Origin of the sequence: Streptomyces olivoverticillatus, assembly GCF_014203555.1 — a bacterium.
Classification (GTDB): Bacteria; Actinomycetota; Actinomycetes; order Streptomycetales; family Streptomycetaceae; genus Streptomyces; species Streptomyces olivoverticillatus.
In genome coordinates, this window is sequence record NZ_JACHJH010000004.1 from 249,376 (window position 1) to 272,220 (window position 22,845).

The 22,845-nt window shown below is 69.4% G+C and carries 19 protein-coding genes and 1 pseudogene; 10 read left to right on the forward strand and 10 right to left on the reverse strand.

Going from position 1 to position 22,845, the window contains the following annotated elements:
- Positions 1 to 350: 350 nt before the first annotated feature.
- On the reverse strand, positions 351 to 2,222 hold the full coding sequence (dnaA, locus tag FHS39_RS15310; protein ID WP_184349893.1) for a chromosomal replication initiator protein DnaA: 1,872 nt from the start codon (positions 2,220 to 2,222) through the stop codon (positions 351 to 353).
- Positions 2,223 to 2,647: 425 nt separating this feature from the next.
- On the opposite strand from dnaA, the gene rpmH reads away from it, so the two are divergent.
- The 9 genes and pseudogenes from rpmH (at position 2,648) to FHS39_RS15355 (ending at position 9,487) form a co-directional block, all read left to right on the forward strand.
- Positions 2,648 to 2,785, forward strand: coding sequence for a 50S ribosomal protein L34 (rpmH, locus tag FHS39_RS15315; protein ID WP_003949374.1), 138 nt, complete (start codon positions 2,648 to 2,650; stop codon positions 2,783 to 2,785).
- Between the two features lie 25 nt (positions 2,786 to 2,810).
- Positions 2,811 to 3,179: pseudogene (gene rnpA / locus FHS39_RS15320) on the forward strand (ribonuclease P protein component); the annotation flags it as partial.
- Between the two features lie 56 nt (positions 3,180 to 3,235).
- Positions 3,236 to 3,553: a membrane protein insertion efficiency factor YidD gene (gene yidD / locus FHS39_RS15325; protein ID WP_184349895.1), complete on the forward strand. Its 318-nt coding sequence runs from the start codon at positions 3,236 to 3,238 to the stop codon at positions 3,551 to 3,553.
- 3 nt (positions 3,554 to 3,556) lie between these two features.
- Positions 3,557 to 4,666 (forward strand): membrane protein insertase YidC, encoded by a 1,110-nt coding sequence (gene yidC / locus FHS39_RS15330; RefSeq protein ID WP_184349896.1) that lies wholly within the window; start codon positions 3,557 to 3,559, stop codon positions 4,664 to 4,666.
- A gap of 14 nt (positions 4,667 to 4,680) precedes the next feature.
- Positions 4,681 to 5,202 carry a R3H domain-containing nucleic acid-binding protein gene (locus FHS39_RS15335; protein ID WP_184349897.1) on the forward strand — a complete coding sequence of 174 codons (522 nt, stop codon included), beginning with the start codon at positions 4,681 to 4,683 and terminating at the stop codon, positions 5,200 to 5,202.
- 157 nt (positions 5,203 to 5,359) lie between these two features.
- Positions 5,360 to 6,076 carry a 16S rRNA (guanine(527)-N(7))-methyltransferase RsmG gene (rsmG, locus tag FHS39_RS15340; protein ID WP_184349898.1) on the forward strand — a complete coding sequence of 239 codons (717 nt, stop codon included), beginning with the start codon at positions 5,360 to 5,362 and terminating at the stop codon, positions 6,074 to 6,076.
- Positions 6,077 to 6,344: 268 nt separating this feature from the next.
- Positions 6,345 to 7,406 (forward strand): ParA family protein, encoded by a 1,062-nt coding sequence (locus FHS39_RS15345; RefSeq protein WP_184349899.1) that lies wholly within the window; start codon positions 6,345 to 6,347, stop codon positions 7,404 to 7,406.
- Positions 7,403 to 8,551 carry a ParB/RepB/Spo0J family partition protein gene (locus FHS39_RS15350; protein ID WP_184349900.1) on the forward strand — a complete coding sequence of 383 codons (1,149 nt, stop codon included), beginning with the start codon at positions 7,403 to 7,405 and terminating at the stop codon, positions 8,549 to 8,551. Before FHS39_RS15345 ends, FHS39_RS15350 begins: the two co-directional genes overlap by 4 nt.
- Before the next feature lie 318 nt (positions 8,552 to 8,869).
- Complete coding sequence (locus tag FHS39_RS15355) at positions 8,870 to 9,487, forward strand: GNAT family N-acetyltransferase (protein ID WP_184349901.1); 618 nt, start codon at positions 8,870 to 8,872, stop codon at positions 9,485 to 9,487.
- A gap of 93 nt (positions 9,488 to 9,580) precedes the next feature.
- Here FHS39_RS15355 and trxA read toward each other — a convergent pair whose 3' ends face one another.
- From trxA to FHS39_RS15390, 7 genes are all read right to left on the reverse strand, one after another.
- Positions 9,581 to 9,907 (reverse strand): thioredoxin, encoded by a 327-nt coding sequence (gene trxA / locus FHS39_RS15360; protein WP_184349902.1) that lies wholly within the window; start codon positions 9,905 to 9,907, stop codon positions 9,581 to 9,583.
- Between the two features lie 51 nt (positions 9,908 to 9,958).
- On the reverse strand, positions 9,959 to 10,933 hold the full coding sequence (trxB, locus tag FHS39_RS15365) for a thioredoxin-disulfide reductase (protein WP_184349903.1): 975 nt from the start codon (positions 10,931 to 10,933) through the stop codon (positions 9,959 to 9,961).
- A 117-nt stretch (positions 10,934 to 11,050) separates the two neighbouring features.
- On the reverse strand, positions 11,051 to 11,986 hold the full coding sequence (locus FHS39_RS15370; RefSeq protein WP_184349904.1) for a zf-HC2 domain-containing protein: 936 nt from the start codon (positions 11,984 to 11,986) through the stop codon (positions 11,051 to 11,053).
- Positions 11,983 to 12,672, reverse strand: coding sequence for an RNA polymerase sigma factor SigM (gene sigM / locus FHS39_RS15375; protein WP_184349905.1), 690 nt, complete (start codon positions 12,670 to 12,672; stop codon positions 11,983 to 11,985). Before sigM ends, FHS39_RS15370 begins: the two co-directional genes overlap by 4 nt.
- 35 nt (positions 12,673 to 12,707) lie before the next feature.
- Entirely contained in the window at positions 12,708 to 14,381 is a 1,674-nt protein-coding gene (locus tag FHS39_RS15380) for a protein kinase family protein (RefSeq protein ID WP_184349906.1), read from the reverse strand.
- Positions 14,382 to 14,490: 109 nt separating this feature from the next.
- Complete coding sequence (gene murJ, locus FHS39_RS15385; protein ID WP_184349907.1) at positions 14,491 to 16,743, reverse strand: murein biosynthesis integral membrane protein MurJ; 2,253 nt, start codon at positions 16,741 to 16,743, stop codon at positions 14,491 to 14,493.
- A gap of 46 nt (positions 16,744 to 16,789) precedes the next feature.
- Positions 16,790 to 19,108: a DUF6049 family protein gene (locus FHS39_RS15390; RefSeq protein WP_184349908.1), complete on the reverse strand. Its 2,319-nt coding sequence runs from the start codon at positions 19,106 to 19,108 to the stop codon at positions 16,790 to 16,792.
- 208 nt (positions 19,109 to 19,316) lie between these two features.
- On the opposite strand from FHS39_RS15390, the gene FHS39_RS15395 reads away from it, so the two are divergent.
- A complete protein-coding gene (locus FHS39_RS15395) occupies positions 19,317 to 20,777 on the forward strand; it encodes a CCA tRNA nucleotidyltransferase (protein WP_184349909.1) in 1,461 nt (486 codons plus the stop codon).
- Between the two features lie 106 nt (positions 20,778 to 20,883).
- Here the strand turns inward: FHS39_RS15395 and FHS39_RS15400 are convergent, their stop codons facing one another.
- Both FHS39_RS15400 and FHS39_RS15405 read right to left on the reverse strand, forming a co-directional pair.
- On the reverse strand, positions 20,884 to 21,411 hold the full coding sequence (locus FHS39_RS15400) for an LppU/SCO3897 family protein (protein WP_184349910.1): 528 nt from the start codon (positions 21,409 to 21,411) through the stop codon (positions 20,884 to 20,886).
- A 109-nt stretch (positions 21,412 to 21,520) separates the two neighbouring features.
- Positions 21,521 to 22,789: an MFS transporter gene (locus tag FHS39_RS15405; RefSeq protein ID WP_184349911.1), complete on the reverse strand. Its 1,269-nt coding sequence runs from the start codon at positions 22,787 to 22,789 to the stop codon at positions 21,521 to 21,523.
- Positions 22,790 to 22,845 lie beyond the last annotated feature (56 nt).

Here is a 22,845-nt window from a genome sequence, read left to right on the forward strand (position 1 = left end):
CTCGTCGACCACAAATCCACAACCCCCTGACCTCCCCTGATGGCATATCAACAGCCCGGTCTGTGGACACCGTCTGGATAACTTCGCCCTCCCCAGGGTGTGGACGGTGGACAGCGGCGAAATCTGTGGAGAACCGGCAGGTCGGAGGCGGTATTCGAACAGGCTGGGGATATCCGGGCGGGGCCCGAGGACGGCGAGGACGGGCTCGGGGACGGTGGAGACGGGCTCGGGGACGGGCAAGACGGGCTTGAGGACGGGCTCCGGGATGGCGGGGACGGGGCCCGAGGACGGCGAAAGGGCGCCCCGGGGAAGCTCCCGAAGCGCCCTCAGCGGTGCGCGGGCGGCCTGTCTCAGCCGTTCTTGATGCGGTTGGTCAGCTCGGTCACCTGGTTGTAGATCGAGCGCCGCTCGGCCATCAGAGCGCGGATTTTGCGGTCCGCGTGCATCACGGTCGTGTGGTCGCGGCCGCCGAACTGTGCGCCGATTTTCGGCAGCGAGAGGTCGGTGAGCTCCCGGCAGAGGTACATGGCGATCTGCCGGGCCGTCACCAGCACCCGGCTGCGCGAGGCACCGCACAGGTCCTCGACCGTGTGCCCGAAGTAGTCGGCGGTGGCGGCCATGATGGCCGTCGCGGTGATCTCCGGTGCCGCGTCCTCGCCACCGGGGATGAGGTCCTTCAGCACGATCTCGGTGAGGCCGAGGTCCACCGGCTGCCGGTTCAGGCTCGCGAAGGCGGTGACGCGGATCAGCGCGCCCTCCAGCTCGCGGATGTTGCGCGAGATGCGGGACGCGATGAACTCCAGCACCTCCGGCGGAGCGTTGAGCTGCTCCTGGACCGCCTTCTTCCGCAGGATCGCGATGCGCGTCTCCAGCTCCGGCGGCTGCACGTCCGTGATGAGGCCCCACTCGAAGCGGTTGCGCAGCCGGTCCTCCAGGGTGACCAGCTGCTTGGGCGGCCGGTCCGAGGACAGCACGATCTGCTTGTTCGCGTTGTGCAGGGTGTTGAAGGTGTGGAAGAACTCCTCCTGCGTCGACTCCTTGCTCGCCAGGAACTGGATGTCGTCGACCAGCAGGATGTCCATGTCGCGGTAGCGCTTGCGGAACGCGTCCGCCTTGCCGTCGCGGATGGAATTGATGAACTCGTTGGTGAACTCCTCGGAGCTCACGTAGCGCACCCGGGTGCCCGGGTACAGGCTCCGCGCGTAGTGCCCGATGGCGTGCAGCAGATGCGTCTTGCCGAGCCCCGACTCCCCGTAGATGAACAGCGGGTTGTACGCCTTGGCGGGCGCCTCGGCCACCGCCACCGCGGCCGCGTGGGCGAAGCGGTTGGACGCGCCGATGACGAAGGTGTCGAAGAGGTACTTCGGGTTCAGGCGTGCGGTCGGCTCAGCGGCTCCCGAGGCGGAGGACGACGAGGACGACGAGGACGACGAGCCGGAGCCGCCGCCGGAGGCCGATCCCCCGCGCGCGGGGCTCTCGGGCAGCTCGCGGCGCTGCTGCTCGTACGACGGGCGCTCCCCGGCTCCCCCGGAGCGGTAGTCCGGCTGCTGGTGCTGCTGCTCGTACTGCGTGGCGTACGGGTCGCGCTCGCTCTCGGCGAAACCGCCCAGCCGCGGCTGCTGCCAGCCGTAGTCGCCCCGGTCGGGCGCGGGCGGGCCTGCGGGGCCGGAGGGGCCCGTGTGCCGGGGCCAGGAGCCGGGCTCCTGGCGGGGCTGCTGGTAGTCGGGGTACGCGGGGCGGACGGCCGGCAGGTCGTCGGCGGCGGACTGGCGGCCGTAGCCCTCCCGGCCCTCGTAGCCGCCGTGGCCCTCGTAGCCGTCCCGGCCGTTCTCGTACGGGTCGCGTACGTCACGTCCCTGCGCCCCCGTACGGGGGACGGGGCCGGCGCCGGGGTTGTCGTAGGGCGACGGGCGGGTGTCCTGGGCCTGGGGGGCGGGCGGCTCGCCGGCGGAGTCGTCGACGGTGATCGCGATCCGGATGGGGCGGCCGCACTCGCGGCTGAGGGTCTCGCTGACGATGGGGGCCAGGCGGCCCTCCAGGACGCCCTTGGCGAACTCGTTGGGGACGGCCAGCAGGGCCGTGTCGGCCACCAGTGCCAAGGGCTGGCACCGCTTGATCCAGTGCTCGTCCTTGCTCTCCACGCCCTGGCCACGCCCCTCACCGAGGAGCTGTTCGAGCACGCGCGGCCACACTGCGGCAAGATCGGCGGGCAGGTCAGCCACAGGACACGCTCTCTCAGTCACGGGGGGGCGCCCTGGAGTCCCACGAATGTGTGGTTCTCGGGACGGGCGGGAAAGATTAGGAGTTCAGTCAAGGTAGTCAGCCCGAGGCGCGCGGTTCAAGTCGTTGTCCACAGGGTGTGTACAAATGTGCCATGCGGCATGTGCTCGCGGCGCCAGGGCCTCCGGGCAGCTACGGTGTATCCCTGGTGCGCTGCCGGTTTGACCGGATGGCGTAGCCGCGCGTACCGTGACCAGGTCGAGTTGTCGATGGCTGCTGCCGCCTGCCTCCGATGGGCAAAGACGGCGATCCTGTCGGGTCGTGGTCATGAAGCGGTGCACTTGGGCGTATTGCGAGTTCCTCGTGGGCGCACGGTGACAGCCAGGCGATGTCCCGCCATCACACGATTCATTTCTGGAGTCCCCGAGTGAGCAAGCGCACCTTCCAGCCGAACAACCGCCGCCGCGCGAAGACCCACGGCTTCCGCCTGCGCATGCGTACCCGTGCCGGCCGCGCGATTCTCGCGTCCCGCCGTGGCAAGGGTCGCGCCCGCCTGTCGGCCTGACCAGCACGACGTCAAGGTCCATGAAGTGCTGCCTTCCGAGTCTCGGCTGAGGCGGCGCGAGGACTTTGCCACCGCGGTTCGCCGAGGGCGCCGGGCCGGCCGCCCGCTCCTCGTCGTCCACCTACGAAGCGGTTCAACGGACCCGCACACACCCGGGGAGAGTGCTCCCCCGGTGCGTGCGGGTTTCGTCGTGAGCAAGGCCGTCGGCATCGCCGTCGTCCGCAACCGGGTCAAGCGGCGGCTTCGCCACCTCGTGCGTGACCGGCTGGATCTTCTGCCCGCCGGTAGCCTGGTGGTGGTGCGAGCCCTGCCCGGCGCGGGCGAGGCGGACCACGACGAACTGGCCCGCGATCTCGATACCGCGCTGCAGCGGCTGCTGGGAGGGGCGCCGCGAAGCAATCCCCCGGGGGGTGACCCCCGGAACCCCGGTCACCCGGGAGGGAGTGCACAGTGAAGTATCCGCTGCTCTGGTTGATCAAGATCTACCAGTGGACCATCAGCCCTCTGCTGGGCCCGGTCTGCAAGTACTACCCGTCGTGCTCGCACTACGGCTACACAGCCATTGACAGGCATGGTGCGGTCAAAGGAACGGTGCTGACGGCCTGGCGCATCCTGCGCTGCAACCCGTGGTCGCTCGGTGGCGTCGATCACGTCCCTCCCCGGAAGCGTCCGGTCTGGCACCAGCGGCTGAGGAGCCGACTGGGTGGGCACCCCGAAGCGGGGCCCGTCGCTCAGCCCGAGACCCAGCCCAACGCCCAAGGAGCCTGATTCGTGGACACGATCCTCGGTCCCCTCTATTACGCCGTTTCCTGGATCATCGTCCAGTTCCACGCGTTCTACAGCTTGATCTTCGACAGGAACAGCGGCTGGGCGTGGGGCCTGTCGATCGTCTCGCTGGTGGTGCTGATCCGCATCTGCCTGATCCCGCTCTTCGTGAAGCAGATCAAGGCCACGCGGAACATGCAGGCGCTCCAGCCGAAGATGAAGGCGATCCAGGAGCGCTACAAGAGCGACAAGCAGCGCCAGTCCGAAGAGATGATGAAGCTCTACAAGGAGACGGGCACCAACCCGCTCTCGAGCTGTCTCCCGATCCTGGCCCAGTCGCCCTTCTTCATCTCGCTGTACCAGGTCCTGAACCACATCGCGCAGGGCAAGACGGTCGGCTTCATCGACAAGTCGCTGCTGGACAGCGCGCGCCAGGCACACATCTTCGGTGCCCCCCTGTCCGTGAAGTTCACGGACTCCGCGGCCAAGGTCGAGTCCCTCGGCGCCTCGCTGACCGATGTGCGCGTCGTCACGGTCATCATGATCATCCTGATGTCGCTGTCGCAGTTCTACACGCAGCGCCAGCTGATGACCAAGAACGTCGACCTCACGGTGAAGACGCCGTTCATGCAGCAGCAGAAGATGCTGATGTACGTCTTCCCGATCATGTTCGCCGTCTTCGGCATCAACTTCCCCGTCGGTGTCCTGGTCTACTGGCTCACCACCAACGTGTGGACCCTCGGTCAGCAGATGTTCGTCATCCGCCGCAACCCGACCCCCGGCTCCCTCGCCTTCGCCCAGCGCCAGGAGCGCCTGCGCGCCAAGGGCAAGCTCAAGGAGGCCCCGGCCGAGGTCGAGGCCAAGAAGGCCGCCGAGGCCGCCCGCGCCTCCCGCCAGCAGCCCAAGCGGCAGACCAAGTCCAAGCGCCAGGTCGGCGGCACCACCCAGGCTGCCCAGCCCGGCAAGAAGACCTCGCTGGAGAAGGATCAGCCGGGCTCCGGCGAAGGCTCCGGCGGTGACGCCAAGTCCGACCAGGCCGGCGGTTCGTCCCGCGGCACCAAGGCCGGCCAGCGCAAGGGCGGCCCGCAGCAGCCCAAGCACCCGACGAAGAAGTAACGAAGGAGTCCACCGTGACGGACACGCAGCCTCAGACCGGCGGGACCGCCGCTCCGGGCACCGACACCCTCTCCCGGCTGGAGCAGGAGGGCGAGATCGCGGCCGACTACCTCGAGGGGCTGCTGGACATCGCCGACCTCGACGGCGACATCGACATGGACGTCGAGGCCGACCGCGCCTCCGTGTCGATCATCAGCGACTCCACCAGCCGTGACCTGCAGAAGCTGGTGGGCCGCGACGGCGAAGTGCTGGAAGCGCTCCAGGAGCTCACCCGGCTGGCCGTCAACCGGGAGACCGGGGACCGCAGCCGTCTGATGCTCGACATCGCGGGCTTCCGCGCGCGCAAGCGCGAGGAGCTGGCCGAGCTGGGCGCCAAGGCCGCCCAGGAGGCCAAGACCAGCGGCGAGCCGGTCAAGCTCGACCCGATGACGCCCTTCGAGCGCAAGGTCGTCCATGACGCGGTGGCCGCCGCCGGCCTGCGCAGCGAGTCCGAGGGCGATGAGCCCCAGCGCCGAGTGGTCGTACTCCCGGCCTGACCGGTCCCACTTCCAGGTGTGTACGGCCCCGTCTGCTCGCAGGCGGGGCCGAACCTTGTCAGCCTGAGATTCCTCAGGGCACCCTCAGCCTGATATTCAGAAGCCTGATCTTCTGATCAAGACTCCCCGACGATGTTGTACGGAAGGACGGTTCCCCGTGGAAGAGGCAGCGGAGCTCCCCCCGGCGCCCGAAGCGGCGCGGGCGGTTTTCGGTGACCGCTTTCCAGAGGCCGTTCGCTATGCGGAGCTGCTCGCCGACGCGGGGGTGAAGCGCGGCCTGATCGGCCCCCGTGAGGTCCCCAGGCTCTGGGAGCGGCACCTGCTGAACTGCGCGGTGCTCTCCGAAGCCGTACCGGACGGCGTGACGGTGTGCGACGTGGGCTCCGGCGCCGGCCTGCCGGGCATTCCGCTGGCGCTGGTCCGGCCCGACCTGCAGATCACCCTGCTGGAGCCGCTGCTGCGCCGTACGACCTTCCTCCAGGAGGTCGTGGAGCTGCTGGGCCTGGACCATGTCACGGTCGTCCGGGGCCGCGCCGAGGAGATGCTCGGCAAGGTCGAGCCCGTCCACGTCGTCACGGCCCGGGCTGTGGCACCGCTGGACCGGCTCGCCGGCTGGGGTGTACCGCTGCTGCGCCCGTACGGCGAGATGCTCGCTCTCAAGGGCGACACGGCCGAGGAGGAGCTCAAGAGCGCCCGAGGCGCGCTGAGCAAGCTCGGTGTCGTCCGGACATCGGTGCTCCAGGTGGGTGAGGGTGTGGTCGACCCGTTGTCCACAGTGGTCCGGGTCGAGGTGGGGGAGAGCCCCGGCGGGGTGCGCTTCGCCGCCAAGCGGGCCAAGGCGGCCCGGAGCACGCGCTCGCGCCGTCGGCGCTAAGGCATTTTGCCTACGGGCAGTGCTCCATACAAGCTGGCAAAACTACCCATAACGGAGTGTCGCGGCGGGGTCGCGGTGTGTGCCATGCATCGTGTTTCACGTGAAACGTCGCTCCCTGTTGCATGGAATCATCGGCCGAGGGCGCGCGGGTGCCGCCGCTCTCGCCGCGCCGCGTGACCGCCGACCGGTCCAGGACGTGGATTCATCCACAGGCTCATGGGATTCATCCACAGGAGAACGGGCCTCGCTGGTTCACGACCCCGAAAGCATGGCAGGCTCTGCCTATTGCGAGCCTGATGTCGAGGAGAGTGAATCCTTGCGGTCCGACGCCAATCTTGCGGGGCCGATGACCGATCCGGTCCCCGGTCCCCGCCCCGCCGATTCCGAGCCGGTGGCGGCTCCCGGTTTTCTCCCCGCCGGAGAGGCCGCTTCCGAAGTCGTTTCACGTGAAACGCCGCACACCATGCCCCGGCCGGAGCAGACCAGGGTCATGGTGGTCGCCAACCAGAAGGGCGGCGTGGGCAAGACCACCACTACGGTCAACCTCGCGGCGTCCCTGGCGCTGCACGGCAACCGGGTGCTCGTGATCGACCTCGACCCGCAGGGCAATGCCTCCACGGCGCTGGGCATCGATCACCACGCCGAGGTGCCCTCGATCTACGACGTCCTGGTGGACAGCAGGCAGCTCTCCGATGTGGTGCAGCCGGTCATGGATGTGGAGGGGCTCTTCTGCGCCCCTGCCACCATCGACCTCGCGGGCGCCGAAATCGAGCTGGTCTCGCTGGTGGCCCGGGAAAGCCGGCTGGACCGGGCGATCAAGGCCTATGAGCAGCCGCTGGACTACATCCTCATCGACTGCCCGCCCTCGCTCGGCCTGCTGACCGTGAACGCCCTGGTCGCAGGCGCCGAGGTGCTCATCCCGATCCAGTGCGAGTACTACGCGCTGGAGGGGCTGGGGCAGCTGTTGCGCAATGTGGAGCTGGTCCGGGGGCACCTCAACCCCAAGCTCCATGTCTCCACGATCCTGCTGACGATGTACGACGGGCGGACCCGGCTCGCGTCGCAGGTGGCGGACGAGGTGCGCAGCCACTTCGGGCACGAGGTGCTGCGGACCAGCATTCCGCGCTCCGTCCGTATTTCGGAGGCGCCGAGCTATGGGCAGACCGTTCTTACCTATGACCCGGGCTCCAGCGGCGCGCTGTCCTACCTGGAGGCAGCCCGGGAGATCGCACTGCGGGGGGTCGGGGTGCACTACGACGGTGGCATGGCCCATACGGTGGGCCGTCAACAGCAGCATGACCAGCACAGCATGTCGGAGGGGCTTCAGTGAGTGAGCGACGTAGAGGACTGGGCCGGGGGCTCGGTGCGCTGATCCCACCTGCACCCAAGGCGGCGGAGAGCAGCGGGCCGGCCATGGGGCCCGGCGCGACCTCCCCTGCTGCGGTGCCCGTGCTCACGGTGGAGCGGGGGGTGACAGCGGGGAGGGCGGCCACGCTGCCGGTGGACGAGCTCTCCGACGCCCTTGAGCCGGCTGCTCCGGATTCTGCGTCGCTGGGCCGCGTTTCACGTGAAACAGAGGCTGCACAGGGAATCGACGGTGTGGAGTCGGCGCCGGTGGCGGGGGCCCACTTCGCCGAACTCCCCCTGGACTCCATTACGCCCAACCCCAGGCAGCCTCGCGAGGTATTCGACGAGGATGCGCTCGCCGAGCTGGTGACCTCCATTCGGGAGGTCGGCCTTCTCCAGCCCGTGGTGGTCCGGCAGCTGGCCCCCGAGCGCTACGAGCTCATCATGGGCGAGCGCCGCTGGCGCGCCTGCCGTGAAGCCGGTCTGGAGAAGATTCCCGCCATCATCCGGGCGACGGAGGACGAGAAGCTTCTCCTGGACGCCCTGCTGGAGAACCTGCACCGGGCCCAGCTGAACCCGCTGGAAGAGGCGGCCGCCTATGACCAGTTGCTCAAGGACTTCAGCTGCACCCATGACGAGCTGGCCGACCGCATCGGCCGTTCGCGCCCTCAGGTCTCCAACACGCTGCGGCTGTTGAAGCTTTCTCCGCCGGTGCAGCGGAGGGTGGCGGCCGGGGTGCTGTCCGCCGGGCATGCGCGGGCTCTCCTCTCCATCGACGACTCCGAGGAGCAGGACAAGCTCGCGCATCGCATTGTGGCCGAGGGGCTGTCGGTGCGTGCGGTGGAGGAGATCGTCACCCTGATGGGCTCACGGCCCAAGGGGTCGGGGAAGCCCAAGGGCCCCCGGGCCGGTGCCCGGGTCTCCCCGGCGCTGACCGATCTGGCGTCGCGGCTGTCGGATCGCTTCGAGACCCGGGTGAAGGTGGACCTCGGGCAGAAGAAGGGCAAGATCGTCGTCGAGTTCGCCTCGATGGACGACCTGGAGCGGATTCTGAGCACGCTGGCTCCCGGCGAGGGCCGGGTGCTGGAGCAGAAGCTCACCGGCGATGACGAGGGCGCCGCAGAGTAAGCAGTGCCCCTTGTGTCGGGTGCTCAGGGCGGGTTGTGTTTCACGTGGAACCTCCATGATGAACACAACCCGCCCTTTGCCTTGTCGAGCTATCGACCCAAACAAGCTGCGGATACCATGCGTTGAGGTATGGCACATCCACGTTGGACTTGGTTCACGGAGGGGCGGGGCCATGCGAACGGTGAGCCGGACCGGACTGGTGGCAGCGGGCTTGATCCTGGGGGCAGTCGGCGGATTCGTCGGCAGTCTTCTCAGGGAGCGCAGTGCGCTGGGCGCCGCCCGGAGCGTGGCACGCGACGGAAGTGAGGAACTGGCTGCATGGGGCGTCGGCTCGTACCGCTCACTCTCGACAACCTCCCGGACCTCCCCAAGCGATGTCGCGCCTGTGTCTTCTGGGAGCTCGACCCCGTCAGTGGTGAAGCCGCGCTGAGAGCCGGCCGTCCCGAGCTGGAGAAGGAAGCCTGGATCTCGGCCGTCCTGCTGGAGTGGGGGTCCTGTGGTCGGGTGGTCTATGTCGACGATGTGCCGGTGGGCTTTGTGCTCTATGCGCCGCCCGCTTATGTGCCACGCTCGACGGCCTTTCCCACCAGCCCCGTGGCCGCGGATGCCGTCCAGCTGATGACCGCCTGGCTGATGCCGGGATACCAGGGGCAGGGGCTGGGCCGGGTGATGGTCCAGACGGTCGCCAAGGATGTGCTGCGGCGGGGCTTCAAGGCGATCGAGGCCTTTGGCGACTCCCGCTGGAAGGAGCCGGTGTGTGTGCTGCCCGCCGATCACCTGCTGGCGGTGGGCTTCAAGACCGTACGCCCGCATCCCCGCTACCCCCGGCTGCGGCTGGAGCTTCGTTCGGCGCTCTCCTGGAAGGAGGACGTCGAGCTGGCCCTGGACCGGCTGCTCGGAGCCGTCCAGAAGGAGCCCGCCCTACGGCCGCTGTGAAGGCCTGACGGTTGTGAAGGCCTGACGGTGCGACGGGGCAAGAAAACAGCGCGCGGTTTCACGTGAAACCGCGCGCTGTCTTCTGTACTTCGCTTACACGTGGATGAAGTCCGTGAGCTCGCGCTCCAGAGCGGCCTTCGGCTTGGCGCCGACGATGGTCTGGACGACCTCGCCGCCCTTGTAGACATTGAGCGTCGGGATGGACATCACGCCGTACTTGGCGGCCGTGGTCGGGTTCTCGTCGATGTTCAGCTTGACGATCTCGATCTTCTCGCCGTGCTCGGCGGCGATCGCCTCCAGGGCCGGGGCGATCTGGCGGCAGGGGCCGCACCACTCAGCCCAGAAGTCCACCAGGACGGGCTTGTCGCTCTTGATGACGTCCTCGTCGAAGGAAGCGTCGGTGACGGCCTTGAGAGCCATTGAGATGTCTCCTTGAATCTTCTGTGTGTGGGGGGGGGAGAGAGATGAAGGTCAGACGGCGGCGGACTGCTCGGGCTCACGGAGGTTCTCGCCGTCGGCGAGCGCGGCCAGGTAGCGCTCGGCGTCGAGGGCGGCGGAGCAGCCCGTACCGGCGGCGGTGATCGCCTGGCGGTAGGTGTGGTCGACGACGTCGCCGGCGCCGAAGACACCGGTGGCGTTGGTGCGGGTGGAGGGGGCGTCGACCTTGAGGTAGCCCTCCTCGTCCAGCTCGAGCTGGCCCTTGAAGAGCTCCGTGCGCGGGTCGTGGCCGATGGCGATGAAGAGACCGGTCACCGGCAGCTCGGAGGTCTCGCCGGTCTTGAGGTTGCGCAGGGTCAGCCCGGAGAGCTTGCTCTCACCGTGGATCTCGGCGACCTCGCTGTCCCACACGAAGGAGATCTTCGGGTCGGCGAAGGCCCGCTCCTGCATGGCCTTGCTGGCGCGCAGGGCGTCACGACGGTGGACGACGGTGACGGACTTGGCGAAGCGGGAGAGGAAGGTGGCCTCTTCCATGGCGGTGTCGCCACCGCCGATGACGGCGATGTCCTGGTCCTTGAAGAAGAACCCGTCACAGGTGGCGCACCAGGAGACACCCCGGCCGGACAGCTCGTCCTCGCGCGGCAGGCCCAGCTTGCGGTGCTGGGAGCCGGTGGTGACGATCACGGACTTGGCGCGGTGCACGGTACCGGCGGAGTCGGTGACGGTCTTGATCTCGTCGCTGAGGTCGACGGCGATGACGTCGTCCGGAATCAGCTCCGCACCGAAGCGCTCGGCCTGGGCCCGCATGTTGTCCATCAGGTCCGGGCCCATGATGCCCTCGCGGAAGCCGGGGAAGTTCTCCACGTCGGTGGTGTTCATCAGCGCACCACCGGCGGTCACGGCGCCCTCGAAGACCAGCGGCTTCAGGGAGGCACGGGCGGTGTAGAGCGCGGCCGTATAGCCCGCGGGCCCGGAGCCAATGATGATCACGTTGCGGACGTCGCTCACGGGTGTCTTCCTTGTCTCTGCCGACAGCTGTTTGGGTCCTTGCTGGGTCTCACCCCACCCAACGGATCCTACGGGGCGCGCATTCCCGAGGAGGACGACAGCACGCGGCGAGACGGCTCAGTTACGCGCCAAGGTCTCGTTGAGCAACACCTTCCCGGCACCCGGCCCCTGGGAGGGAGAGGTGCCACAGGTGGCGGAGACCACATAGGCGTCCACCAGAGCGGTGTTGCCGGAGTGGGGCAGGACGAACAGATAGGCGTCTTCCCCGTTGTACGTCTCCTGATGTGTGGCCAGCGCAGGCTCGGCCCGCTGGATGCCGTCGCGGACACAGGCCGGGGGCGTGGTCCCGGTGTCCTGGAAGGTCTCGGGAGAGCTCTGGGCGCTCATGCCCCGTGACTCGGCGGACTTATTGCTCACCAGCAGCTCGTGGACGCGCGTCCTGAGGTCGCCGGAGGCGAGCCCGACCGCCGACGGGCTCTTGGCCGGCTCGGGGTGGTCCGCGCGGGTCGCGTTGTCACCGGTCTGGAGGAAGAAGCTGCCGACTCCGATGACCGCGGCGGCACAGGCGGTGCCCAGCAGCACCTTGGGCCAGCGGCGGGCCCGCCGGATACGGGCCCCGGAAGCGGGGCCTTGACGGCTGGGCCCGGTCGCCGCGCGAGGGCGTCCCGCCGGGCGGTCGTTGGTTTCACGTGAAACGCGCTCGGTTTCACGTGAAACCACGGTGGGCGCGACAATCTCCGTTTCACGTGAAACGGGGACCTGCGCCGGGTCAGGTGCCTCGGCGTCCACGGGAGCCGTTGCGTCCAGCAGCGCTTCCGCCGCGAGGGCCGCATCGATACGGCCGGCGATGTCCTCCGGCATCCGCATGGGCCCGGGGAGCGTCCCCAGCAGCCCCCGGATCTCGTTCAGCGAGCTCCGTACGTCTTCGCACAGAGGGCAGCCCGCCAGATGTTCCTTGACGTCCGCCGTCCGCGAGGGGGAGAGGATGCCTTCGGTGAGTGCGGAGATCTCCGCGACCTCCGGGTGCCCATCCGTGCCGGTCGTTGAAGTCACGCTCGCCCACCTCCGCCCTTCACTGGATCTGCGTCGCTCTGCCCTGCCGGTGGTGGGACGGACGTCCCCTGCGACCGGTTCCTTTCCCTGTCAAGAGGTGGGCTACCCCTGCCATCGGGGCGCAGATGGGTGAGCAGAGGGAGCAGCCGCGCCCGGCCGCGAGCACATCTGCTCTTCACCGTGCCGGTCGGCACGTCCAGCACCTTGGCTGCTTCGGCCACCGGGTAGCCCTGCATGTCGACGAGGACCAGAGCTGCCCGCTGGTCCGGCGGCAGGGTGGCCAGCGCCTGGATCAGCTCACGGTGAAGATCCCCGCGTTCGGCGGGTGCGGCCGCGGACTCGTGCGGTTCGAGGAGCTGCTCCAGCCGCTCGGTCTCGACGAGGGGCGCGGTGCGCCGGGAGGCGGCCTTGCGGGCTCGGTCGAGGCAGGCGTTGACGGTGATGCGGTGCAGCCAGGTGGTGACGGCGGACTGGCCGCGGAAGGTATGGGCGGCCCGGTAGGCCGAGACCAGGGCGTCCTGCACGGCGTCCGCGGCCTCTTCCCGGTCTCCGAGCGTGCGCAGCGCCACCGCCCAGAGCCGGTCACGGTGGCGCCGCACTATCTCCCCGAAGGCTTCCGGGTCCCCGTCGACATGCAGCGCGAGGAGCTCGGTGTCACTTGTGCCGGCGCGTGTGACGTCGTCCAACGTCGAGCCTCCCCCCCTGCCGGTCCGACGTGCGGTCAGCCGGTGAACTGCACCTCGGTGATGGCCTGCTTGTAGCCCGCACCGCTGTATTGCTCGCGTCCAGCGTGGGGCATCGCGGTGATCCACAAGAGGACGTACCGCGTCTCCGCCGGCTTCTTCAGGGAGATTTTCGCCGTGGTGGCGCTCGTCTTCACCTTTGCGAGCTTCTTCATCGAGCTCAGCGGCGCCGAGGGCGAATCGGCCCCGTAGAGAGTCATGGTGGTGTGATCGCCGCCGAACTGCAGCCCCACCGTGGCGCCGTCGACCTTCTGACTGGACCCGAGGTCGTAAACGATCCCCACGCCGGGCTTGATCACGATTTCCGGCCCGTCGTCGAACGAGTGGGTGTGCCACGCGGTGTCGGGCTTCCCGTCGTAGGTCTGGCCCACTTGCTCGCTGTGCTGCGGCTGGCCGTCGGCTGCGTACTCCTCGGCGCCCGCGATGGCGATCGGCTTGCTCTCCGCCTTCTTCGAATTGTCTTCATTCGACGGCTGCGAGTGCGAGGTGTCCGGCTCGCCCTTCTTGAGCAGAGTGTCCGCGAGCTGCCAGCTTCCCAGGCCCAGTGCGGCGATGAGGATGGCCGAGACGGTCCACTTCAACGCCCGTCCCGTGCGGCTCTGCAGGGGCGGCGGCGGGGCGGCCGGCATGGGCTGGACGGGGCGGCCGTTGCGGGACGCCTGTGGGGCACGGGCGAACGGGGGCGGCGTCGCGTACTCGGACTGCGGGGGCCGGATGCGCGGCATCGCGGCGACCGCCTTGGCCAGCTCCTCCGGCGTGGTGCAGGGCTGCTCCTGCCGCGCCGCGGTCGCGCCGTCGTTGACGAGGGCGCGCATGGCGAGCTCGGAGAGGCCCCGGTGGACACCGGCGCGGACCTGATCGGGGGCGATGAGCCCCACGCCCTTGGGCAGGCCGGACAGCCCGTGCGCATTGCTCTCGTACGGCCAGCGCTGGGTGAGCGCGGCGTAGAGCAGCGCGCCGATCGCCTCGGTGTCGGTCCGCTGGGGATGGTCGGAGGTGATGCCGCGCAGTGCGGCCATCACGGCCAGGCCGCGGATGCGGTACTGCCCCGTCCCCGTGCGCAGGACCGAGCCGGGGTTGAGGCGCAGGTGGGCGAGACCCTCGCGGTGGGCCGCGGCCATGGCCTGGGAGACCTGGCTCACGAGCTGGTAGGCGTCGTGCGGCTCCATGGGGCCGGTGGCGAGGATCGGGGTGAGCTCGGTGGCGTCGGGCAGCCACTCGTGGACGACGTAGACCAGCTCGTTCTCCTCGACGGCGTCGAGGACCTGGACGAAGCGGGGGTCACCGAGCAGCGCGGCGGACCGGGCCGCGGCGAGCACCGGGCGGGCCCGCGGATGGTCGGCGGGCAGCAGGTGGACGCCGACGGCGCGGCGCAGCTTCTCGTCGACGGCACGCCAGCTGCTGAATCCGTCCAGACGGGTGACGCACTCCTCCAGCCGGTACCTTCTGGCGAGCTTGTGACCGCTGTGCAGCTCGGGCGGTTGTGCGTCGCGCGCGGGGCTCTCGCTCTCCGTGCGCTGGGTGCCCTTGTGGGTGCTGACCTTCTTTTCGGCCTGCGCCTCGTCGGTCGTGGCCTGGTCCGCCTCGGCGGTCAGCGGCTGGTCGCCGCTGTTGTCGGCCACGTCGACGGCAGCCGTGCTCCGTTCCGCCACCGTCGCTCCTGCCTCCCCATCCGTTGCACGCTGTCCACAGCCAAGACAATTGTGCCCACAGTCCGGTGCTATGCACGACACGCGGCGGCGGGCGATGGTTGTGCTCCGGTCAGCGACCGAGTCGACCGCGAACCATACCGACCATGGCGGTCAACTCGTCAATGCGCATCCGCTTGGCGGCGATATAGAAGACCGCGATCAGGATCAGTCCGCCACCGACCAGGGCCGCGAGCGATCCCATGACGCCGTTGCCCAGAACCTGACCGATTCCGTAAGCGATCGCTCCGCCGATCAGTGCCGCGGGGACGGACGCACCGGCCAGGCGGGCGTAGGTCCGTACGACGCGGGCGCCGTCCAGCTCCCCGCCCAGCCGGGTCCGCAGCCGTCGCCAGGCGACGCCGACGCCGACCGCGTAGGCCAGGCCGTAGGACGCGGCCATGCCGGCAACGGCCCAGCGCGAAGGAAGGACGAAGAAGCTGACGACGGAGGCCACGGCGTTGACCGCGGCGACGATCACGGTGTTGTAGAACGGGGTGCGCGTGTCCTCGTAGGCGTAGAAGCCGCGGAGGATGACGTACTGCGCGGAGTACGGGATCAGGCCGAGGCCGAACGCCATCAGGATGAACCCGATGTTGGTGGCGCCCGCGCTTCCCGCGCCGCCCGAGAACATCAGGGTGCACATCGGGACGCCCAGTGCGACGAAGACGAAGGCACAGGGCACGATCGCGACCGCCGAGGTGCGCAGGCCGTGTGAAAGATCGTCGCGGACGGCCGAGGCATCGCCGTCGTGGGCGGCGCGGGAGATCCGGGGCAGGACCGCGGTCATCACCGAGACGGTGATGATGGCCTGCGGCATCTGCCAGAGCTGCAGTGCGTACTGGTAGGCGGCGAAGCCGGTGCCGGTGTGGCCACCCTTCTCCGCCAGACCACCGGCCCGGGTGGCGAGCTGAGTGACGACGACCATGCCGAGCTGGTTGGCGAGGACGAAGAAGAAGGTCCACTTGGCGAGGCCCATGGCCTTGCCGAGGCCCTGGCCGCGCCAGTCGAAGCGCGGCCGGATCCGGAAGCCCGCGTCACGCAGGTAGGGGAACATCGACAGGGCCTGGACGACCAGGCCCAGCAGGGTGCCGATGCCGAGCAGGCGAATGCCTTCGGGCGAGATGTTCGCGGCGCCGACGTGGCTTTCGCTGAAGGGACCGAAGGCCCAGATGAAGGAGCCGAAGGTGGCGATGATGATGATGTTGTTGAGGACGGGCGTCCACATCATCGCGCCGAACCGGCCCCGGGCGTTGAGGATCTGGCCGAGCACGACATGCACACCCATGAAGAACATCGTGGGCAGGCAGTACCGGGCGAAGGCGACCGCGACGTCCATCTGTGCGGGGTCGGAGGCGATGCTCGGCGACATCATCTTGATGAAGAGCGGAGCCCCCAGGACACAGACCGTGGTGACGCCTGCCATCAGGACGACGACGAGGGTCAGAAGGCGGTTGGCGTAGGCCTCGCCGCCGTCCTCGTCGTTCTTCATCGCGCGCACCAGCTGCGGAATGAAGACGGCGTTCAGCGCGCCACCACCGACCAGGATGTAGATCATGGTCGGCAGGGTGTTGGCGACCTGGTAGGTGTCATTGAGGCTGCCGACACCGATCGCGGCCGCCATGACCAGGTTCCGGCCGAAGCCGAGGAGGCGCGACACCATCGTGCCCGCCGCCATGAGCGCGCTCGACTTCAGCAGGCTCGCCGCCTTGCCGCCCTTGGCCGCGGCCGGAGCCGCCGCGGGGGCCTCTTCCGGCGGCGTGGGCTCGGCGGACGGGGACTGCGGCGTCTGCGGAGGCTGGGGGACGTACTGACCAGGCGCGGGGATCTGCTGGCCGGGCTGGCGCGGCGGCTCGTACGGCTGCTGCTGGTCCCGGTAGAGGTGCGTGAACGCGTCCCGCTCGGGCCGGCCGTCCGAGGCGGAGGCCTGGTTGCCGAAGCCCTCCACGCCCACGAGCTTGGTCGTGGCGTCGACGTCGTACGGCCGGGCGGGTGCCGGAGCCGGGGCCTCGGCACGCTGGGCCTGGGCGGGCGGCCACATCTGCGGCTCCGCCGCGTGCGCAGGCGCGGACTGCTGCTGGTAGCCACCCGGCTGCTGCGCGGGGTGGGGGTTCAGGTCGTACGGCGCGTCGGTCACCGGACCCTGGGCGGTCGCGTCGTGCCCGGGGTACGGCTCGGCGGCGTAGGCGTCGCGGAGGTAGGGGTCCTGGGCGTACGGGCCCTGGTGCGCGGCGCCCGGGCCGGGCGGCGGGGGCGGCGGGAAGGGCTCCCGCTGCTGCTCACCGCCCGCGTCCTGCCCGCGGTCACCGTCGTACGGCGCGTTCATCGCTACCCCACCTCATTGTCCGCGGCCGACCGGCCCCACAAAGTCGTCAACGTTCCACTTTCTCACCTGGGCCGGACGGCCCACCGCTTTGCGCCGTGGTGTCCGCGGCCTGGTCACCCGGCTGCGCGGGCTTGCCGTCATCGGACCCGCCGCCGTCGTCCGGCTCTCCCCCGCCCGGCTCGTCAGGGCCGCCACCTGCGGCTTTACGGGCAGCAGCCCGCTTGCGCTGGAGGTAGATGCGGAGCCCGGCGAGAACCAGGAGGAGGACGCCACCGGCGATGACCAGCAGCACCATAGGCGTGATGGAGGTGACATGCACAGTGAAGGTGATCGGGTCGCCGTAGGGCTGGCCGTCGGCGGCGTAGAGCCGGGCGGTCACCTGGACCGGACCGTTGGCGTTGGCCCGGGCCTCGAACTTCACCGTCTGCTGGCGTCCGCCCTCGATCCGGATCTGCTGCTTGTCCTCGATCTGGAGGCGGTTCGTCTGCTGGGAGACCAGGACGAGCGTCAGCCCCTGGACCCCCTGCAGCAGGCCGTTCTGCACGGTCACCGGGATCGTCGCGCTGCGTCCGGACAGCGTCGCGTCCGACTTCCTGACCAGGTGGACCTGGCGCTTGAGCTGGTCGAGGTAGGACTGCACGGCGTCGCGGAAGGCCTGTCCGCCTTTGGGATCGCCGCGCCACGACGTGGACATCTCCCGCATGATCGCGCTGCCGAAGGGGGTGACGACCCGGTCCTGTGCGGTGAGGATCACCTTGAAGCCGTCCAGATCGCTCTGGGTCTTCTGGATCTGCTCGAACGCCTCGGTCGTCAGCTCCTGGGCACGCAGCCCGTCGGGGTAGGAGCCGCTGCCGGGCACCTGCTGGTTCGCGGACGGGTCGGGCTTGGCCGTCGCCGCGTCGCCCAGGTCCAGGGGTTCGGTCCAGCGGCCGTCCGAGAGGCCCTTGAGCGCCGTCGCCATGGCCTGCGCCTGGCTCGTCGTGGGCATCCGCTGCGGTGCCACGACGATGCTGCGCTCCTCCTCCGGCGCCTGCTTGTTCACCATCAGGGTCTGGGAGAGGAAGCGCTGCACAGCGAGCGAGGAGTCGCCCGCCCGGATCATCTCGCTCTGGAAGGCGGTGGACAGCCGGGCGTCGGCCACGATCGCCGTGTTGCCGCCGCCGATCTGGCGGGCGGCCGTGGGGGCGTACGGGCCGCTGGGGTCGCGGAGGCTGTCGCTGCGGGCGATGACGTTGTGGGCGCCGGCCGAGGTGGCGACGTCCACGATCGAGGAGTCGACCGCGCCGTCGACGGGCCAGGCGAAGTCGGTGCGCGGCTTGACCCCGAGGATCGTGTCCACCGTCGTCGAGGCCAGCTCGGTCGCCGACTGGAGGTGGCTGAGGGCCCCGGAGACGTCCTTGCCGCGGTGGGCGAGCGAAGCGAGGTCGGGGTCGCCGAAGGGCAGCGCCACCACTTGGTGGCCGCCGACGGCGTCCTGGAGCTGGTTGAGCCACTGCTTGGCGACGGCCTGGCCCTTGCCGGGGGTGCTCTGGTCGCTCTGCTCGCCGACCCGGTAGCTCTTGGTCATGGCCTCGACTGTCGCGAGCAGGTCGGGGTCGATCACCCAGGTGATCGGCAGCCCCTTGCCCAGCGCCACCAGCTGCTGCAGCCGGCCGCCCGGCGCGAGCTCGGCCACCAGGTCGTCGTTGGGGAAGATCGGCGTCTGCTGCTGGTCGGACTCCGTGCGGGCGGAGAGGTGGGTGGCGGAGATCAAGGGCCACAGGAAGGTGAGCTTCGTCTTCTTGCCGTCGGTCGCGGACGGCTGCCACGGCAGCAGGGTCCGGTGGATGCCGAGGACGTGCTCGTACGGCTGGTCGGCGGACTGCCCGGAAAGGGTCACGCCGAGCGGGTAGACGCCGTCCTTGCCGAGGTCCAGGTCCTTCACCGGAAGCGAGAGCGAGAAGTCCTGGCTGACCCCGGGCGCCAGCTTTTCGATCTTCTGGGTGTGGTTGCCGCCCACTTCGGAGCCGTCGGTGCCCGGCGAGAACCCGCTGCGGTCGGCGATGTCGTCGATGTCGCTGCGCGTGCCGACCTGGGGGCCCACCCGCAGGCCCACCCGGGCCCCGGTGATCGTGGACTTTCCGTTGTTGGTGACCGTGCCGGAAACGGTGAGCGTGTCGTCCTGCTTCGGGGCGACGGGCGTCAGCGAGTCGACCGAGATGGCGACCGCCCGGGAGCCGGCGGACTCCGCGTGCGCGGACTGCGCCGCGGGAAGCTGTCCCAAGCCCATGACCAGCAGCACCCCGGCGATCAGCATCGCGAGGTGCCGGTACCACCGGCAGGCAGGAGCGGATCTCGTCCCCTGGAACTCTGCCGCATCGGCCACGCGCTCGCCCGTCTCTCGTCGTCGTCAGTGGTCGTCGGATGTGCGTCCACGAATGGTAACGAGGCCCGCTGTGACGAAGTGCTGCGGACCGCACTACAAGATCGCTGCCCGGCCTGTTGTCCGGGCTCCGCCTGCTTTGTGAGAGCTGTTGTGAAGCGCCCCATAACGAAGAGGCCTCGGCGCGCGCGGACACGTACCCTGTTCTGTTGTGCCGAACGCCAACAATGACAGCCCCACCCCGCCGTCGACGAACGAGCTCAGCCAGGTGCAGCGCCGTGCCGTGAGTGAGCTCCTGCGGGTGTCCCCCGTAGCCGACGATCTTGCCCGCCGATTCCAGGAGGCCGGGTTCACGCTTGCCCTGGTCGGCGGATCGGTGCGGGATGCGCTGCTCGGCCGCCTCGGCAACGACCTGGACTTCACCACCGACGCCCGCCCCGAAGAGGTGCTGAAGATCGTCCGGCCGTGGGCCGACGCGGTCTGGGAGGTCGGGATCGCCTTTGGCACCGTGGGGTGCCGCAAGTCGGACTTCGACATTGAGGTCACGACATATCGGTCGGAAGCCTACGACCGGACCTCCCGGAAGCCGGAGGTCTCCTACGGCGACTCCATCGAGGAGGACCTGGTCCGCCGCGACTTCACCGTCAACGCCATGGCCGTGGCGCTGCCGGAGAAGGAGTTCATCGACCCGCACAACGGGCTGGAGGACCTGGCCGCCCGCGTGCTGCGGACCCCGGGCACCCCGGAGGACTCCTTCTCCGACGACCCGCTGCGCATGATGCGGGCCGCGCGCTTTGCCGCACAGCTGGACTTCGAGGTCGCGCCCGAGGTCGTCACCGCCATGACGGAGATGGCCGGCCGCATCGAGATCGTCTCCGCCGAGCGGGTCCGGGACGAGCTGAACAAGCTGATCCTCGCCGACCACCCCCGCAAGGGCCTGAGGCTCCTGGTCGACACCGGCCTTGCCGATTTCGTCCTGCCGGACCTTCCGGCGCTGCGCCTGGAGCGCGACGAGCACCACCGCCACAAGGACGTCTACGAGCACACGCTGACTGTCCTTGAGCAGGCCATCGACCTCGAGGAGAACGGGCCCGACCTGGTGCTGCGCCTGGCCGCGCTGCTCCACGACATCGGCAAGCCCAGGACGCGGCGCTTCGAGAAGGACGGCCGGGTCTCCTTCCACCACCACGAGGTGGTGGGCGCCAAGATGACCAAGGTGCGGATGACCAAGCTCAAGTACTCGAACGACCTGGTGAAGGACGTCTCGAAGCTGGTCGAGCTGCACCTGCGCTTCCACGGCTACGGCACGGGCGAGTGGACCGACTCCGCTGTGCGTCGGTATGTCCGGGACGCCGGGCCGATGCTGGACCGCCTGCACAAGCTGACGCGCTCCGACTGCACCACGCGCAACAAGCGCAAGGCCCAGGCGCTCTCCCGTGCCTACGACGGCCTGGAGGAGCGCATCGCGCGGCTCCAGGAGCAGGAGGAGCTGGACTCGATCCGCCCCGACCTGGACGGCAACGCAATCATGGAGATCCTGGGCATCGGCCCGGGCCCGCAGATCGGCCAGGCGTACAAGCACATGCTCGAGCTCCGGCTGGAGCACGGGCCGATGGAGCACGATGCGGCCGTCGCTGCCCTCAAGGAGTGGTGGGCGGCCCAGGAGGGCTGATGCGTCGCGGTGGTGTTTCACGTGAAACATCACTGGCGGAATGTGCTGAGGGGCGGTGTTTCACGTGAAACACCGCCCCTCAGCACATCCGGGGTCGATCCGTCCCCTACTTCTTGTTGTCACCCAGGCAGAGCGTGAACTTGTTGGTGCGCTCCTTCCAGGTGAGCGCCTCGGTGGCGCCCTCGACGTTGCTGCACGCCAGGCTAGCCAGGGTGGAGCCGTCGACCTTCTTGAGCACCTTGTGGGTCGCCTTGCTGTCCGTGCAGTCGAGCTTCTTGATGTTCGGGTTGGTCATTGAGCCGGTGTTCTGCAAGCAGTCGCCGACCGCCAGCGAGGTGGTGTCGTCGTCGCTCATGTGGCGGAAGAAGTAGAAGCCGACGGCGGCTATGAGGGCGAGAACGAGTCCACCGATTTTCTTGCCCAGCCTCTTGCCCCGGGACGGCGCCGGCGGGGGCACCGGGGTGCCGGGGTAGCCGCCGGGCTGGCCGTACGGGCCGGGCTGCTGGCCGTAGGGACCGGGGGGCTGCTGGCCGTACGGGCCCGGCTGCTGCGCGTACGGTCCGGGCTGCGGCTGGCCGTACGGGCTGCCGCCCTGCTGGCCGTACGGGTGCTGGTTGGGCGGCGGAGTGGACAAGGTAACCCCCGAAAAGAAGCGTGATCCGGTTGCGAATGCAGCCCGTAAGGTATCCGGACTCACCGACAATTCCGCAGCGCTGAGGCATGCTGTGGCCTTGGCGTGACATTTACCGGCGGATAAACCCGCGCAAAGTAAGGGCGATTGTTGCGTAGATCACGGCGACCGTTGCCACCAACAGTGGCGATCGGCCGTCCGGTGGCAGCATGAGCGCCGCCACCGCTGCCGCGCCGACGAAGGCGACGTTGAACAGGACGTCGTAGAGCGAGAAGACCCGCCCGCGGAAGGCGTCGTCGACCGAGGCCTGGACCACCGTGTCGGTGGAGATCTTGGCGCCCTGGGTGGTGAGACCCAGGACGAACGCGGCGACCAGCATGGGTGCGGGCTCGAAGGGAAGGCCGAGGGCGGGCTCCAGGACGGCAGCCGTCGCGGCGCAGCACGCGATCCAGCCGAGCCGCCCCAGTCGGCCCACGGCCCACGGCGTGACGAGGGCCGCCGCGAAGAACCCCGCCCCCGAGACGCCGACGGCATAGCCGAGCAGGGCCAGTGCTTGTGAGTCGTTGTCGGACCAGGCGTACCGGCAGAGCATCAGCAGAGTGACCGTCAGTGCCCCGTAGCAGAAGCGCATGAGGGTCATCGCCGCCAGTGCGCAGGCGGCCGCGCGGCGCCCCGCCAGATGTCGCATCCCGGCGGCCAGCCCGCGCACGGTGACCGCCAGAGCCGTCCGCAGCCGGGTGCGGATGACGCGGGCGTCCGGCCCCAGCAGGCCCACGGGCATCCGCAGCGCGGCCAGTCCGGCACACAGGTACAGCACGGCACCCAGGAGGACGACGCACGCGTCGGACGCGACGCCACCGGGGGCGGCCAGGCGTACGGCGAAGGCGAGCCCGCCACCTGCGGTGGCCGCGAGCGTGCCGGCGGTCGGGGAGAGGGAGTTGGCCATGACCAGGCGCTCCGCGGAGTCGACGACGCGGGGCAGGGAGGCCGAGAGCCCGGCGAGGACGAAGCGATTGACCGCGGTGACCGACAGGGCGGAGACGTAGAAGAGCCAGTCGGGGACCCGGGCGACGATGAGCAGCGCGGTACCGGAGGCCAGGGCGGCACGCAGCAGGTTGCCGCAGAGCAGCACCTGGCGGCGGCGCATGCGGTCGAGGAGCACCCCGGCGAAGGGGCCCAGCAGCGAGTACGGCAGGAGCAGCACGGCCATGGCGGAGGCGATGGCGGCCGGGGACGTCTGTTTCTCGGGGGAGAAGACCACGTAGGCAGCGAGGGCGACTTGGTAGACGCCGTCGGCTGCCTGGGAGAGCAGCCGGACTGTCAGCAGGTGGCGGAAATCGCGCAGGTGGAGCAGGACGCGAAGATCACGCACAACGGGCATGCAGCACAGCCTCACACAACGCGCAGGTCCCCGGGTGGATTACCCGGGGACCTGCG